Below are 15,415 nucleotides of genomic sequence, written 5' to 3' on the forward strand. Positions count from 1 at the left end.
GAGTAACCAAGCTGTTATTGTATCCCCTAAAAATTACGTAAACTTCTTACTTGATCATAAAAAAAGCCTCTTAAAAGAGGCTTTTCTATTAATAGGGTAGGTATTTCTGCCTTTATTTACTTAATGCTTTTTCCGCTTTGCGAGCTTGTTTATCAGCTTTCTTACGGGCCTTAGCAGCTTTTTTCTCCGCATTTTCTGCTTTTCTAGCAGCTCTTGCTTCCCGTTTTGTTGCTTTTTCTTGCTGGCGGGCTAATTTTTGCTCTTTACGGGCAGCCTTTTCTTGTTTACGGGCAGCCTTCGCGTTCATCTTGGCTTCTTTGGCTACCGCCGAAGCATCGTCTTCGTATCTGTCAGCATCTTTTGCTTTGCTTTTGGTTGCATTGCTATATTCTTTGGTATCCCGTAAACGGTCCATATTTTGCTGTTGCGCATTCCGCAAGGAATCTACATTTGTGTTGGTAGTTGTTTGTGCGTGAGATACTTGATTTAAGAATAAACAGGCGCTTACAACTAATGTTATAATAATTCTAGATTTCATGGATTTTGGTTTTTTTTCTTCTAACGAATTTTAAAAAGATTAGGCTATCTTCAGGAATAATATTTTAAATGAACCGGCCTCAGAACTTGGTACAAAATCCATACTGAAAGGCTTAGTACATTTTAAATAAAGCTACCAACCTTTTTTTATTAAAAGTTTCTGTATCAATCACCTTTATTCTGCCAAGATGTAATAAATAAGATTTAGTAAATTTATGCGCCTGGATGAAGTGTAGAATACCTAAAAAGTAGTCCAATTTAGGTGAGCAATTTTACTAAAAGCAAAACCGGCAGTCAGATAAATCTGACTGCCGGTTTTAAGTAAATATTTACTTTATTATTGCGCTTGCCAGGCCAGCATTCCACCCAGTAAGTTTCTTACGTTTGGGTAACCTTGTTGTAATAAATAAGCCTTTGCGTTGCCGGAACGGGCACCAGAGCGGCAATGTAAAATTATTTCTTCGTTTTTGTGGGCTTCCAGTTCATCTAAACGCTGGGGCAGGCTGCCCAACGGAATATTTAAAGCACCAATATTAAATTCATCGTATTCGTGCGGTTCTCTTACATCCACGATAAAAGGCTTTTCGCCGGCAGCTAAGCGCTGTTTTAGTTCATTGGTGGTAATATCTTCCATAATTTTTAATGGTTTAAGCTGATTTTTTTAATTACGATTCCTTTTTTGGTTTGGCAATGTATAAAATATAAGCCATTCGCTAAAGCCAACAAATTTACTCGGGTTACATCACGATTCTTTGCCTCCCCTTTTAAAATTAGTTTTCCGGTTGCATCTGTAACTCGCCAATTCGAAATGGGGCCTTTTAAAGTAACCTGCCCCGTGCTGGGGTTCGGAAAAGCTTGTACCAGATTTTGATCCGGCAAAATATCTTTACTCCCCGTTACCCGATCCATTATTGGGCGAATCAGAAGCGCACCGCGTTCACCGTTAAAATCTTCCCACTGAGTACCATTGTTGTATTTAATTTTACCAGCAGCACTTTCGTTTAAATCAAACCCGAAATTAACAAAATCTGCTACCGATGGACTTAAGCTCCAGCCAATGAAAAAAGTACCATTTACCGGTACCGAGGCGGGAAAAATAATATCATAAAACTGATTTAGTGTTTCTACGGCCGGTATGGTAAAGCCTTGCTGAACTTTGGCGGTGGTAGCCGGGTTACCATCCTCGGCATCCCACACCCGGAAATTAATTAAATGCTTGGCTACGTTGGTTTTAGTCAAATACACCCGTATGCCTTTCACCTGATCGGGCACGTTGGTTTCAAAAGCGTAAGCCCCTTGTCTTTGACCGGTTTTATCTAAGCTAAAATTGCTTTCGGCGGTACCATCGTCGTAGGCGTAATAATCTTTGAATTCAGTGATCCGGGAAATGGTATCGTTCTGCCGGGTGCGGTCAAAAGTTTCGCGGGAATTTAAAAACAAGGCACTCTTCACCGTAAAATCGTTGCCCAGAGCAGAAGTAGATCCCAATACAGGCTGTCCATTAACCAGGTATTGCTGAGCCAGCGGTTCAATGGCAGCATTTCCTCGTAAAAAAGTATCTGCCGGTTGAGCGGTACTTATTACTTGGGTATATCCCCGCCAGGTAATGGGAGCAAACCGATTATTTAAGTTATTAATAGTAGTAAAAGTTGAATCGTTTAACTCAGTTAGTGGATTTGCTAAAAATTGCCAGGCTGGCATGGCCATATACCGGTTCAATAAAGAATTTAAACGCTGACTTACGGCTACATCTTCCAGGAGGCGTTTTTCGGGATTGACTTTTTTATTTAGATAAACATAATCCAGGTTCCAGGCATCGCCGGTACCTTTTAAAACGCCCGAATTGCGAAAACGAAATTGAAACCCATTGTAAAAATAAAGCGCATCGGCAGCATTTAGAATTTGGATATCTTCGCGCTTGAATTCGGTAGCCTGGTTTTGTCCTTCTTGCCGCCAAACTTCCCGCCAAATACCGTTCACATCTTTAAATTCCACTGCCAAAAATACCGGGCGGGTAGCAGAATAGGTATCCGGCGAACCAGCCAAGCCACCCGCTTGCCAGTAAAAACTTAGGTAAACCGAATCTGCCACTGGGTTATAATTTTGCAAATTCAGCGGTTTGGAAGTAAGCGTATCGGAATAGCCGTACGAGGTAAGCGCGTTATAAGGCAAGCCATTGGCCCGGATTCCTTCTAATGTTACTACTCCTGCAGAAGGAGGTCTAACACCAAACTGATTATTAACGAAAGCGCCGCCGCCTGACTGCCAATAAAGCGGATTGCCTGGACCAGAAACCTGGTTCGCAAAATCATCAAAAAAAGGTAACTGTAATGTATCGCCTACCGCATTTAAACGAGCCGCCTGATACCGGTTAGTAGCGGCCGGCATTGGATACGATTCAAGAGGCGTAACAAATTGCGCGTGCCCGGTAAGTAAGCTAAAATAAAAAAATAACCCGGCAAGAAAACGTTTCATCATATCGTTAACTGGTGCTACTATAAATTTTAGCCGTTTAACCGCCGTACAAAAACAGCTAAGACATCGGCAATAGTTTTAAATAATTTACGACTTAAAGCCACTAACGTTTAAGAGAATGCTGCTACTTACTTCAGGAATACTCAGTGCTACTCCACTGCTTTAACCGGTTCCGGACCAGCTACCCATAAGTCTACCAACTCTCCTACCCGAATCATGGCACCAGAGCTAGCATTAGGCCTTTGGCGCAAAACAGTGCCATCGGCTTCGCCGTTAGGTGCTGCCTGGTACGTAATGCTGCCTACCTGCAGATTCTGACCAACCAATAAAACGGTGGCTTCATCAATAGGCATACCTATTACTTTAGGAACTTCAAATTCATCGTTACCAATTCCATTTCCAACCACCAGGTCAATTACCGATCCTTTTGCAATGGGTGCCCCTGGAGCAATTTCTTTACCTTGGTACAATTGTTTTAAAACAGCGTTTTCTTGTAAATCCGGCACAAAACGTACTTCTCCTACTTGCAAATCGTAGCTCTTTAAAATTAACTGGGCATTTTTTACCGAGCCGTCCAATAATTTGGGCATTTTAATTTTGGGCGGTGTTTTCATGTTATAGGAAATGTAAATCTTACGGTCTTCTTTCACTTTAGAACCAGGCGTTGGATCTTGGGTTAAAACCTCAAACGGCTTTTTACTGGTACTGTAGCTGGAATCGCTCACGAAAAAACGCAGGTTATTATCATCCAGAAAACTTTCTACTTCATCCAGGCGCATACCGGTAATTTTAGGTACCGTAATGGTTTGCCCGTGATTGGTAGTAGAAGGCAGATACACGAAAAAGAAGACAAATAACATTAAAGCAACAATCATTGCAATAATGATTAAGTGCTTGATAAGACCAATAGGCGAATTCGCTTTAAAAAAATTACTCATGCAAAAATCTGTTTTTCGTTTATTGGCTTTGGTTAAACATTTAAACGAAATAAATCTATGGGATAGTGTTATTTAAATTTTTTAGTAAAAATGATTACCAGAAGATTTACCTTAATCGGCCGTTACTTTTTTCTGGTTGCGCTCCATCCCGAAAGTTAAAATCCGGTCGATAAAATCGTAAGGCTTGTAACCATTGATTGCCGTTTGATGGAAAATACAGGTGGCTGGTGTCATTCCAGGTAAGGAGTTCACCTCAATTATTATGGTTTCTACCTCTTCTTTTTCTTTTATGCGCACAAATGCATCAATCCGGGCGTAGCCTTCAATACTTAAAACTTCAGCTACTTTCTTTAAATCGGCTTTTACTTTATCCGAAATTTTTTGCCGCAGTTTTGGTTCCGGAGCATAACGGGCCGGGGTTATATTTTGGCCTTCGCCGGCTAAAAACTTTTCTTCTAAAGATAAAACTTCCCCTTCGGCCAGCGCCTCTGATGCTTCGAACACTTCGTATTCTACTTTGCCATCCAGAGAATAACGGGTAAGCAAACCACCCGTAACTTCTAAAAAGTGTGAGCTATCTTCTTTCGAAATCAGATTTTCTACCAGAAAAGCTTCTTTCTGCGGAAATTCTTCTTTAAAACCTAGTGCTAGAACGGTGGCTGGTTTTTCTGTTAAATCCTCGGTTTCCCGGAAAATAAGCTCTGAAAAAGCTTCCAGTTCGTTCCGGTTTTTAATTTTCTTCACCGCCGAAGAACAGCCATCATCCGCCGGTTTGGCAATAAACGGATAACTAAAAGCATCTTCAACTTTCTGAAAAAACCTTTCTTTATTTGCCTGCCAGTCTTGTTTATACGCCATTAAATGGTCGGCTACTTTAATACCGTGCTGTCGCAGAATTTCATTGGTTTCGTATTTATTAATAGTTATCCGCGACGAATCAATTCCGGAGCCATTGTACGGAATACCGTATTTCTCCAGTTCAGTTTGTAAAGCGCCATCTTCGCCGGGACGGCCGTGCAAGGCAATAAATACCGCATCAACCAGACTTTTCAGTTGTTCATAGTCAATCTGCTGCGGTTCATGTACCATTTTTCCGGCGTATTTTTCGGTAATCGGGCTGGCGTCTTGCCGGATTTGTTCCAGAACCGGGTGGTGCAAATGACCTTCTTCCGCGTGGGTAATTTTTTCTTTTATGTCGTCGGCGTTGTCCTTCAACATAATATTTATAGGTATTACATACAAACGATGTTTCTCGGCCGAGCCGGTCAGGAAAATGGGTACAGGCTGGTATTTTACCGAAGAGGCAAGTTTTTCGAAAATGTTCCGGCCACTTTCCACGGAGATATGCCGCTCCGAGGAATAACCGCCCATAATAACACCAACTTTTATTTTTTCCTGGTTAGCTGTTTTCTCGTTTTGAATAGCCGCATCTAACTCGTGCAATTGTTTTAGTAAATGTGCAGTATCTTTCCCGGATTTTAAACGCTCTACCAGTGAAGTCCGGATAATATAGGTTAAAAACTGTGATGGATTTAAGCCAATTTCGGCGGCCTGGTGGAAGAAGAACGACGAAGGCAACATGCCCGAAGTAGTATTAGGGTCGTTTAAGAACACCTGACCATCATCAGTAATAAAACCATCTAAACGCGCATACACGTTAAATCCAATGGACTTAAATAAACGGCTACACTCCTGCCGGATGTGTTGGATTTGCTCATCGGGCAAGTTTATCGGGGTAATTTTACGGCTTAAACCTGGCAAGTATTTACTGCGGTAATCAAACACTTCGCCTCCCTTAATAATTTCGGTGGGCGGCAAAGCCAGCGGGTTCCCGTGCGGGTCCTGAATAACTATACAAGAAAACTCTTTTCCCTGAATAAAGGATTCTAGCAGCACATATGGTTCACTTTCTACGTTAGTCAAGGTAATTTCTTCCCGGGTATTATCGGCAAAAATTCCTTCCAAAACTTCCAATAGTTGCTCCGGATGATGAATAATCACACCGTTTTCGGTGCGTACCGGTAAGCCAATTCCTTCCCGGATGTCGGTTAGTTGCTTTACAAAGTTTAGTTTGGCTTCCGCCGAATATCCTTGCCAGGTAGTTTTATAAATGGTTTTCGCAAAAAAGCTGCGAGCTAGGGCCTCCTCAAACGCCTTGAAATCGGTAGTTTTAATAATGGAAACCCCAATCGAAGAACCCTGGTGCGGCGCTTTAATTACCAGTGGCAAATCTAAATCGCGGGTAAGTTGTTCAAAAATAAGGGGTCTTTGACTGGTATTTGCCCATTCTTCGGCTTGCACAATGCGGTAACGGGGCACCGGAAAGCCGTGGCTATGCATGTAATCTTTTTGCAGAATTTTATCAATTCCAATAGCCGAGGGTAAAATGCCGGAACCAGAATAAGGTATGCGGTACCATTCCAACAAGCCTTGTATGCTGCCGTCTTCGCCGTAAGGCCCGTGTAAAGCCAGAAAAGCAAAACCAAAATAATCTTTAAACTGGTGGGGCAAAATGCGCTTACCTACTTTGCTGATTATGCTATCCTGCTCTTCGGTACTTAATTCGCCTAGCGATTCAATGTAAATCTGGAGTTGATGCAAAGATTGCGGTAAAACTTCTATGGGCGGGTAAAAATCGCGAATGGTACCTTTGTAAATATAATGCCAATCGAGCAAAATAAAATTCCCCAGGCTATCTACAAAAACAGGTACTGCCTCAAAAAAGGACTTATCTAAATTATCGTAAACGGTACGACCACCCGCAAAGGAAATTTCCCGTTCGCGCGAAGGTCCGCCAAAAATTATCCCTATTTTCATCCGTGCAAAGATATTCTAAAATTGTGGAAAATGGTATTGCGGATTTTCGCAGATTTCACGGATTCCGCGAATTAGATTGTTTGAATCGTAGGTTAAAAGGATTATACAGTTTTAGCAGATTATGGTTTGTAAAAATGCCGGATGCCAACCGATAACTATGATTACTCCTTTTTTATGAATAGTAGGTATAGTAAAGAATAAAAGATTGAACAAACATATTATTTATCGGCTTTAAAGCAAATTTTCCCCCAATGCCGAAGAGGAGGAGTAGAAATGGTTAATTTTTCAATAATAATCCATTCTATTGTCGCTATAAAGATATAATATGGGAAATCCGTGTAAATTGTTTAATCCGCGATTCAGACAGTTTCGTTCCAGATTCTTTTGTAATCCCTAAAATAATATAACTTTGCCCGGCTAATTTGTTACAAGTTTCCGGTTGCTGGTTGCAAGTTGATAAAGAAAAAGGTTGTGAAGTTGAAAGATTGCGCATTTCTGAATAATAACTCTCTATCTTTTCAACCATTCAACCATCTGGCAGTATAACAATCCAATTGTTCAACTATAAAACAATTCAGTAATATAAACATGGTCTCTGGACTATGGACTAAACTAAAACAACTATGAAAACAGTAGACGATTATAATTTCGGTGGCAAACGGGCCTTGGTCCGGGTAGATTTTAACGTACCCCTTAACGAGGAATTTCAGATAACCGACGACACACGTATTCGCGCAGCTGTTCCTACTATTCAGAAAATTCTAAAAGATGGCGGGTCGGCTATTTTAATGTCGCATTTGGGGCGGCCTAAAGGCGGTCTTTCCGATAAATATTCCTTGCGTCACATTGTTGGGGCTTTGTCTCAGGCCTTTGGTACCGATGTAAAATTTGCTTCGGATTGCATTGGTCAAGAAGCCACTGATCTGGCGCAAAACCTACAGCCCGGTGAAATTTTATTACTCGAAAACCTGCGTTTTTACCCCGAAGAAGAAAAAGGAGATAAAGCCTTTTCCGAAAAATTAAGTAAACTCGGCGATGTGTACGTAAACGATGCCTTTGGTACCGCCCACCGTGCCCATGCTTCTACTGCGGTTATTGCCCAATACTTCCCGGCTGATGCAAAAATGACCGGCTACGTTATGCAGGCCGAGCTTGAAAATGCGAAAAAGGTACTGGAAAATCCGGAACGTCCGTTTACCGCTATTATGGGAGGAGCCAAAATCTCCGACAAAATTTTGATAATTGAGCAGTTGCTGGATAAAGTAGATAACCTGATTATTGGCGGCGGTATGAGTTATACTTTTGCCAAAGCCCAGGGTGGTACCGTAGGCGATTCTTTATTAGAAGCCGACAAGCTGGACTTAGTGCTGAGCCTGATGGACAAAGCCAAAGAAAAAGGAGTAAAACTGTACTTACCCGCAGACACGGTTATTGCCGATAAATTTGCTAACGACGCTACCTCAGAAGTGGTAAGCAGCGGCACCATTCCAGACAACTGGATGGGTTTAGACATTGGACCAGAAACCCGGGCTAAATTTGGTGAAGTAGTTCGTAATTCCCGCACCATTCTCTGGAATGGTCCAATGGGCGTTTTTGAGATGCCGAACTTTGCCGTGGGTACCACTACTATTGCCGAAGCCGTAGTAGCCGCTACCCGCAACGGTGCCTTCTCGCTTATTGGCGGTGGTGATTCGGCGGCCGCTATCAACCAGGCCGGTTACGGCAACGATGTATCTTACGTTTCTACCGGTGGTGGCGCCCTGCTCGAGTACATGGAAGGTAAAACCCTACCCGGCGTAGCTGCATTAGAAGCTTAAAATTTTAAAATTATTTACTTTAAAACACCCTGGTTGATAACAGCCGGGGTGTTTTTGTTTATACGCAAGTAAGAAATTACCTACCTAAAAGGCAGTTAATCAATCTTACTATTAACTACTATTTAATTACGTTTATAAAGTTATATTAAGGGATATGTACGTAATGGTGGCGTATACACAATAGTTACCTCTTTTATTAAATGATATTTAAATTTTCAAAAATTATTTTCCCAACGCTTTTAAGCTTTTTTGTTTTAGGTTGGCTAATAAAATTAGAAGATTTATATCACAACTATTTATTTCAAGCTACCGCTGTGATTTCTTTCTGGAATAAAATTACTAGCCAAAACCTATTTTTTAGGCCTGGGCTTTGAAAATATATTTTGGTTATTCTCCTATTTTTGGTATTTGTTCCTCTGTTAATAAGCAGTGTCGATGATAGACCACAGAAGGAATCTTTTAAGGCTTCTTTTTTAATGCTAGCAATGTTTATAGCTTATTGGTTAACTAATTTATTTGCTCTTGCTTTAATTGAAAAGATAAAATATATCCGTAATTAAACATAAAGTAAAATTACACATGCCATAGTCGCCACAGGTTGTTTACCACTGGCAGCATCCAAAAAAAAATGAAACATCTGGATTACCTTTTAGGTAACAAATAGAAGAACACTGGAAATAAAGTACTTAGCAACTTTCCATTGGTCTGGCATTGTATTTTGTTAATTATGGAAGTAACCCTTCCGCCAAAAATTATTTAAAAACGCCAAAATTATTTGTTATGAAAGTATCTGCTGCATTAGCCGGAGGGTTAGCTGGAACCCTGACGGTGGCTTCCCTCCATCAAGCCTTAAGAAGAGTCACCCCCGATGCACCCAGCATGGACATACTCGATATGGAGTTGATACGAAGAGGATTAAAAAGCATTAATAAAGAAGTACCCTCTGAGGACCAGCTACAGCGATGGGCAGTAGGCGGGGAGCTTTTCTGTGATACCGCCTATTACGGTCTGGCAGGAATGGGAAATACAAAAGGTATATGGCTCCGGGGAGTATTATTAGGATTAATAGCTGGAGTATCGGCGGTTGTTTTACCCAAGCCACTCGGCCTTCCGGAAGAACCAAGCAATAAAACGGTAGCTACTCAACTAATGACCATTGGATTATACTTAACGGGCGGACTAGCGGCAGCTGCAATAACGCAACTAATAATAAATACTCAAACGAATGCCGAAAATGCATAAGCGGTTTTCTCTTAGGTAAACCAGATAGTCACGTAAATAAAATTAAATTTTCGAAAGCAGAATTTTAGAAAATTTAAATGGCTGATTATCTTTAATCAGCCACAAAATGGCATACAGTTGAACGGAGAATTTCTTACCTCCGTAAAGCTGTTTTACGGTATGAGCCAAACCCTACAGTATACTCATATACAATTGGTCAATAAAGTATTTGAATACTTAGAATGAGAATAGAGAGAATTTTATTGATTTTAGTTTTTTGTGGATTTACCGCTTGTAAACATCAGCTAGTTAATAAAAGAACCGAGTTTTTCCCGAAAGCAGAATTAAAAGTTAAGGACTTGCCGAAGAAAGAAAATACCTGGGTGTTCTTTCTGGCGGGGCAATCTAACATGGCTGGCCGGGGACAAGTGGAACCTGCTGACACTATTCCGAATGATAGAATATTTACCATCAATCAAAAAGGCGAAGTAATTACAGCTAAAGAGCCTTTACACTTTTACGAACCTAATAATACCGGATTAGGCAGTGGGCTTTCCTTCGCGAAAACCTTGATTAAACAAGTACCCAATGGCGTTTCTATTTTACTTATTCCTACGGCGGTTGGGGGCAGTTTTATTAGCCAATGGCTGGGCGATTCTACGCACCGCAACGTAAAACTCCTTACCAATTTTAAAGAAAAAGCCGCTATCGGGAAAAGTTTAGGCCAGGTAAAAGCTATTTTGTGGCACCAAGGCGAAAGCGATGCCAATCCTACCGACATTCCACTCTACAAAGTCCGTTTAACGAATCTGTTTACTCATTTTAGGGAGATTATGGAGGATAAAAATTTACCTATTATCCTCGGTGAGTTGGGTACTTTCTCGAAAGATAAAGATGAATGGATGCAGATAAACGAGCAAATTAAGCAGTATTCTTCTACCGACCCCAATACCACCGTAGTAAGCACTTCCGATCTAAACCATAAAGGAGATAACATCCATTTTGATTCGGAAGGGCTTCGATTAATGGGGCAAAGGTACGCGCAGGGCTATATGCTGCTTCAAAAACAAGTAGCGCATTAATCCGGTTTACTTAAACTTTAGAAAACAAACGTACAAAGCCCGAAATCTTAGTGTGTCCATGAAAGCAGTAGTTTTAAAAAGCTTTGGTTCCATCGACAATTTTGCTTTAACGGAAGTAGAGAATCCCAATGTAGCAGCAAATGAAGTTCTGGTAAAAATTAAGGCTACGGCATTTAACCCCATAGATTATCAAATGCGGCAAGGCTCCTCGGAAAGCAAGCTGTTAAAATCTTTTATACTAGGCCGGGAGCTTTCGGGGGTTATTTTAGAAGTGGGGCATAACGTTACCGGCTTTGCCACTGGCGATGAAATAACGGCTTACGTAGGCAGTTTAGCATCTAATGGTACTTACGCGGAGTTAATTAGTATTCCTCAGCAATTAATAGCTAAAAAACCTTCTGTTCTTTCCCACGCCCAAGCGGCGGCTTTACCCTTGGTTGGTCTTACTGCCTTGCAATGCTTTGAACGCTTAACTTTACCTCTGGAGGCAACAATATTTATGAGTGGCGGAGCAGGCGGCGTAGGCACTATTCTTATTCAATTACTTTTAACCCGAGGATACCAGAAATTAATAACAACTGCCGGCAATACCGAAAGTCAAAACCATCTTCTTTCGCTAGGTTTGCCCTCGAAGCACATTATTGATTACCATGAAAATGATTATTTAGCTAAAATCAAAGACCAGGTTCCTAGAGGTACTTATGATGGCTGCATTGATTTAGTAGGAGGTTACATGGCAGAAGTTTGCGCGGAGTTGATAAAAATACACGGAGTTTATGTAGATGTTACTTTTTTAACCACTATTAAAGCCCGGGAAGTTTTATTTAATAAAGCTACTACTATATTAAATGTAGCCAATTATGCTTACACCCTAAGCGGTAATATCGCCGACACAAGCCTTTACGGTAAAAACCTAACCACACTTTTTCAGAAAGTTGAATCCCGTATTATTTTACCCGCTGAAGTAGAAATCATCGGAAATTTAAACGTGGAAACAGTGCAGTTAGCTCACCAAAAACTAGAAACTAACCAAACTAAAGGCAAAAAATTGGTTATGCTGATAGAATAAATTTACTAAATAATCGTCCTATTTGGCTAAAAAAGCTTCTTATAAATCGGTTGATTATTCATTTAATACTTTCAGTGAGGCAAAATAAAAGATAACTCCTTAAGTTTGTCCGGCACCTAACTATCCTAAACCAGAAAAAACTACTATGAAAGTGGTAATCGAAGAGTACCAATCCGATTGGCCGAATATATTTTTGAATGAAAAAGGTACAATTGCGAAAACTCTTCAATCTCTTAACCCCACCATAGAACACATTGGCAGTACTGCTGTTCCAGGTTTAGAAGCTAAGCCCATTATCGATATTTTAGTAGGGTTAAATTATTCTGAAGATCTAAATAAAACTATTCTACCCTTACAAAACGAAGGCTACACCTACGTAAAGAAATACGAACCCCAATGGCCTACTCGCAGATTCTTCATAAGGTTGAATCCATCTACATTAACTATTCCGTCCATTATAGATAGCCAGGATTCATATATAATTGGGAAAGATTTTATTTCCTCAGTTCATGTGCACATTATCGTAAAAAACACCGAAGACTGGCATCGGCACCTGGTTTTTAGAGATTTTTTACGCGCGCATTCTTCCGTTAGCGAAAATTATGGAAAGTTGAAAAAACAATTGTCGGCGCTGGAATTTACCGATATGACCGAATACAACGAAGCCAAAAACAGTTTTGTGAAGCAAACTGAACAAATTGCTCTGGAATGGTATTGGCAAAATAAAACGAAAAACAATCATTTTTCTTTCCTCGCAGCTAAGGGGCTATCCACTCATTCGTAAATGTATTATTACCCCATTAAATTATCAATCTTCTAAAACTAAACTGCTATTTTTACTTTCATTAATTATTCTGTTTTACCTGTAAAATAAAATTCGATGTACGTACCAAAGTTAAATGCGATGACCAATGAAGAGGAGATGCTTAACTTCATGAAGACGTATAGCTTTGCTACTATTGTAACCGTAAAAAACAACTTTCAAACGGCTACGCATCTTCCCTTTAATATTCATAAAAGAGCCGATAAGCTAATTCTGACTTCCCACTTTGCGAAAGCGAATCCGCAATGGCAGGAAATAACCAACAATAAGGTTTTAGTAATTTTTAACGAGCCGCACGCGTATATTTCTCCGAAGCATTACGAGAAAGAGTTAAACGTGCCAACCTGGAATTATCTGGCCGTTCATGCCTACGGTTCCGGCAGAATTATTTCAGAAAACGAAAAAGCAATGGAAGTGCTGGAAAGCATGATTAACACTTTCGAGGCAGATTATTTACAACAATGGCAAAACTTTCCGGACGAATTTAAATATAAAATGCTCCAGGGAATTGTGGCTTTTGAAGTTGAAATAACGGAGATACAGGCAAAGAAAAAGTTAAGTCAGAATAAAACCGAATTAGAGAAACGACGAATTATAGCCGCCCTGGAAAAAAGTAAATATTCGACCGAAAAGGAGCTTAGCAGTTTTATGAAATTAGAAAGTTATACCCAATAGTAAGCAGTAGTTGCTATAACAGACTTTGAGGTTGTTCTTTGGAGCCTGTTCAAGCCTCCATGCTCCGGTGCTAACTTATTAGAACGGTAACCAGTTTGCCTCCTGGCCGGCGGGCCTCGTTTGACTCTTCCGCACTCGCTAGCCTTCCTTTCCTCGCTCCGCTGCGGAATGCCTCCGGCACCGGAACCCTAGCAGGTGCTCCACAGCCAAACTGGTGTCTTTGTTCTTAGCCCCAGCTTTTACTTTTTTTTGTATTATTAGATTGTATTAAGCCGAATTTATTAGAATATGTTGAGACGGAAAGCAGAACTAGGAAGTCTGATTCCATTAATTCTTGGCATTACTAGCCGCCTATTATAATCATTTCCCTTCTCCTTCACAATACAAAATGTGGAAGAAAAGCAGTAACTAAACACAATAGACACCAGTTTGGCTGTGGAGGGCCTTTTAGCGTTCCGGTGCTGCAGAGCAGCATGGCGCAACGCAGTGATCCAAGGTTCGCTAAACCGCCCGAAAGAGCCAAACGAGGCCCTCCGGCCACGAGGCAAACTCAGCCCTGTCAAACTAGATAGCACCGCCATCTGGAGACTTGAAAAGGCTCCAACGAACATGCTTACTAGCATGCAAAATCTATGGTAGCTTTTGATACAATTTGATATTAGAACGCAAAATAAGCAATTGCATGTTTCATATAGTTACTTTTAACAAAACAACAAAGCCAGCAAGATTGCTGGCTTTGTTGTTTTTACTTAATTTATTTTTTCAGAATAGTATGGCCCAGTTTATCGCGTTTGGTAGTTAAGTAACGTTGATTGTATTGGTTGGGGGCAATTTCAATCGGAACGTTTTCTACTACCTCTAATCCGTAGCCAATTAAGCCAGTACGTTTTTTCGGGTTATTCGAAATCAGGCGCATTTTAGTAACTCCTAAATCACGTAAGATTTGCGCCCCTACACCGTAATCCCGCTCGTCCATTTCAAAACCTAGTTCTAAGTTCGCCTCTACGGTGTCGCGCCCTTGTTCCTGCAGTTTGTAGGCTCGCAGTTTATTTAACAACCCTATGCCCCGGCCTTCCTGGTTCATGTACACAATTACTCCCTGGCCAGCTTCCTCAATCATTTGCATGGCTTTATGCAACTGCGGACCACAATCGCAACGGCACGATCCAAAAATATCGCCGGTTACGCACGACGAATGTACCCGCACTAAAATAGGTTCATCTTCGGTCCAGGTTCCTTTTACCAAAGCTAAGTGCTTGGCCCCATTACTGCGCTGGGTAAAAGCATACAAATCGAATTTACCGTAATCCGTAGGCAATTCCACGGCAATTTCCCGGGTAATCAGGCTTTCTTGTTTTAAGCGGTATTTAATTAAATCTTTTATCGAAATTAATTTCAAATTAAACCGATCTGCTACTTTTTCTAAATCGGGCAAGCGCGCCATCGATCCGTCTTCGTTCATAATCTCGACCAACACGCCCGCCGGTTCGAAGCCAGCTAAACGAGCCAAATCTACGGCCGCTTCGGTGTGCCCCGCCCGCCGGATAACGCCTTCTTTTTTGGCGCGCAACGGAAATATATGGCCGGGTTTGCCTAAAGATTCCGGATCAGTTTTAGGATCGACGAGGGCCAGAATGGTTTTTGCCCGGTCGCTGGCCGAAATACCAGTAGTGCACCCGTGCCCGATTAAATCTACGGAAACGGTAAAAGGAGTAGCATGCAGGGCGGTATTACGGCCCACCATGAGTTCCAGGCCTAATTGTTCGCAGCGTTCTTCGGTAAGCGGAACGCAAATAAGCCCACGACCGTGGGTTGCCATGAAATTTACTATTTCCGGCGTAACCGTACGAGCCGCACAGATAAAATCACCTTCGTTTTCGCGGTCTTCATCGTCCACCACAATCACGATTTTACCCGCTTTTATATCTTCAATGGCTTCTTCAATGGTATTGAACATAATG

Annotated in this window: 13 protein-coding genes; 6 read left to right on the forward strand and 7 right to left on the reverse strand. The window is 41.2% G+C overall.

What is annotated here, in order from left to right:
• Positions 1-112 precede the first annotated feature (112 nt).
• The 5 genes from HUW48_RS15590 to HUW48_RS15610 all read right to left on the reverse strand — a co-directional run bounded on the left by HUW48_RS15590 (position 113) and on the right by HUW48_RS15610 (position 6,767).
• On the reverse strand, positions 113-538 hold the full coding sequence (locus tag HUW48_RS15590) for a hypothetical protein (RefSeq protein WP_182411827.1): 426 nt from the start codon (positions 536-538) through the stop codon (positions 113-115).
• A gap of 336 nt (positions 539-874) precedes the next feature.
• Positions 875-1,171: a rhodanese-like domain-containing protein gene (locus tag HUW48_RS15595; RefSeq protein ID WP_182411828.1), complete on the reverse strand. Its 297-nt coding sequence runs from the start codon at positions 1,169-1,171 to the stop codon at positions 875-877.
• Between the two features lie 5 nt (positions 1,172-1,176).
• Positions 1,177-3,015: a T9SS type A sorting domain-containing protein gene (locus HUW48_RS15600; RefSeq protein ID WP_182411829.1), complete on the reverse strand. Its 1,839-nt coding sequence runs from the start codon at positions 3,013-3,015 to the stop codon at positions 1,177-1,179.
• 146 nt (positions 3,016-3,161) lie between these two features.
• Positions 3,162-3,950, reverse strand: coding sequence for a PASTA domain-containing protein (locus tag HUW48_RS15605; protein WP_182411830.1), 789 nt, complete (start codon positions 3,948-3,950; stop codon positions 3,162-3,164).
• A 111-nt stretch (positions 3,951-4,061) separates the two neighbouring features.
• Entirely contained in the window at positions 4,062-6,767 is a 2,706-nt protein-coding gene (locus HUW48_RS15610) for a D-alanine--D-alanine ligase family protein (protein WP_182411831.1), read from the reverse strand.
• A gap of 623 nt (positions 6,768-7,390) precedes the next feature.
• On the opposite strand from HUW48_RS15610, the gene HUW48_RS15615 reads away from it, so the two are divergent.
• The 6 genes from HUW48_RS15615 (at position 7,391) to HUW48_RS15640 (ending at position 13,454) form a co-directional block, all read left to right on the forward strand.
• The gene (locus HUW48_RS15615; protein WP_182411832.1) at positions 7,391-8,584 is read left to right on the forward strand and encodes a phosphoglycerate kinase; all 1,194 of its coding nucleotides are present in this window, start codon (positions 7,391-7,393) and stop codon (positions 8,582-8,584) included.
• A 780-nt stretch (positions 8,585-9,364) separates the two neighbouring features.
• Entirely contained in the window at positions 9,365-9,826 is a 462-nt protein-coding gene (locus HUW48_RS15620) for a hypothetical protein (protein WP_182411833.1), read from the forward strand.
• Positions 9,827-10,164: 338 nt separating this feature from the next.
• Positions 10,165-10,887, forward strand: coding sequence for a sialate O-acetylesterase (locus tag HUW48_RS15625; RefSeq protein WP_246343496.1), 723 nt, complete (start codon positions 10,165-10,167; stop codon positions 10,885-10,887).
• 58 nt (positions 10,888-10,945) lie between these two features.
• The gene (locus HUW48_RS15630) at positions 10,946-11,956 is read left to right on the forward strand and encodes a quinone oxidoreductase family protein (protein ID WP_182411835.1); all 1,011 of its coding nucleotides are present in this window, start codon (positions 10,946-10,948) and stop codon (positions 11,954-11,956) included.
• 145 nt (positions 11,957-12,101) lie between these two features.
• Positions 12,102-12,740, forward strand: a complete 639-nt coding sequence (locus HUW48_RS15635) for a GrpB family protein (protein ID WP_182411836.1) — start codon at positions 12,102-12,104, stop codon at positions 12,738-12,740.
• A gap of 96 nt (positions 12,741-12,836) precedes the next feature.
• A complete protein-coding gene (locus HUW48_RS15640) occupies positions 12,837-13,454 on the forward strand; it encodes an FMN-binding negative transcriptional regulator (RefSeq protein ID WP_182411837.1) in 618 nt (205 codons plus the stop codon).
• A 376-nt stretch (positions 13,455-13,830) separates the two neighbouring features.
• Here HUW48_RS15640 and HUW48_RS15645 read toward each other — a convergent pair whose 3' ends face one another.
• Together HUW48_RS15645 and HUW48_RS15650 are read right to left on the reverse strand one after the other, a co-directional pair.
• Positions 13,831-13,995 carry a hypothetical protein gene (locus HUW48_RS15645; protein ID WP_182411838.1) on the reverse strand — a complete coding sequence of 55 codons (165 nt, stop codon included), beginning with the start codon at positions 13,993-13,995 and terminating at the stop codon, positions 13,831-13,833.
• A gap of 213 nt (positions 13,996-14,208) precedes the next feature.
• Positions 14,209-15,411: a bifunctional 3,4-dihydroxy-2-butanone-4-phosphate synthase/GTP cyclohydrolase II gene (locus tag HUW48_RS15650; RefSeq protein WP_182411839.1), complete on the reverse strand. Its 1,203-nt coding sequence runs from the start codon at positions 15,409-15,411 to the stop codon at positions 14,209-14,211.
• Between the last annotated feature and the right edge of the window lie 4 nt (positions 15,412-15,415).

Origin of the sequence: Adhaeribacter radiodurans (assembly GCF_014075995.1) — a bacterium.
GTDB lineage: Bacteria > Bacteroidota > Bacteroidia > Cytophagales > Hymenobacteraceae > Adhaeribacter > Adhaeribacter radiodurans.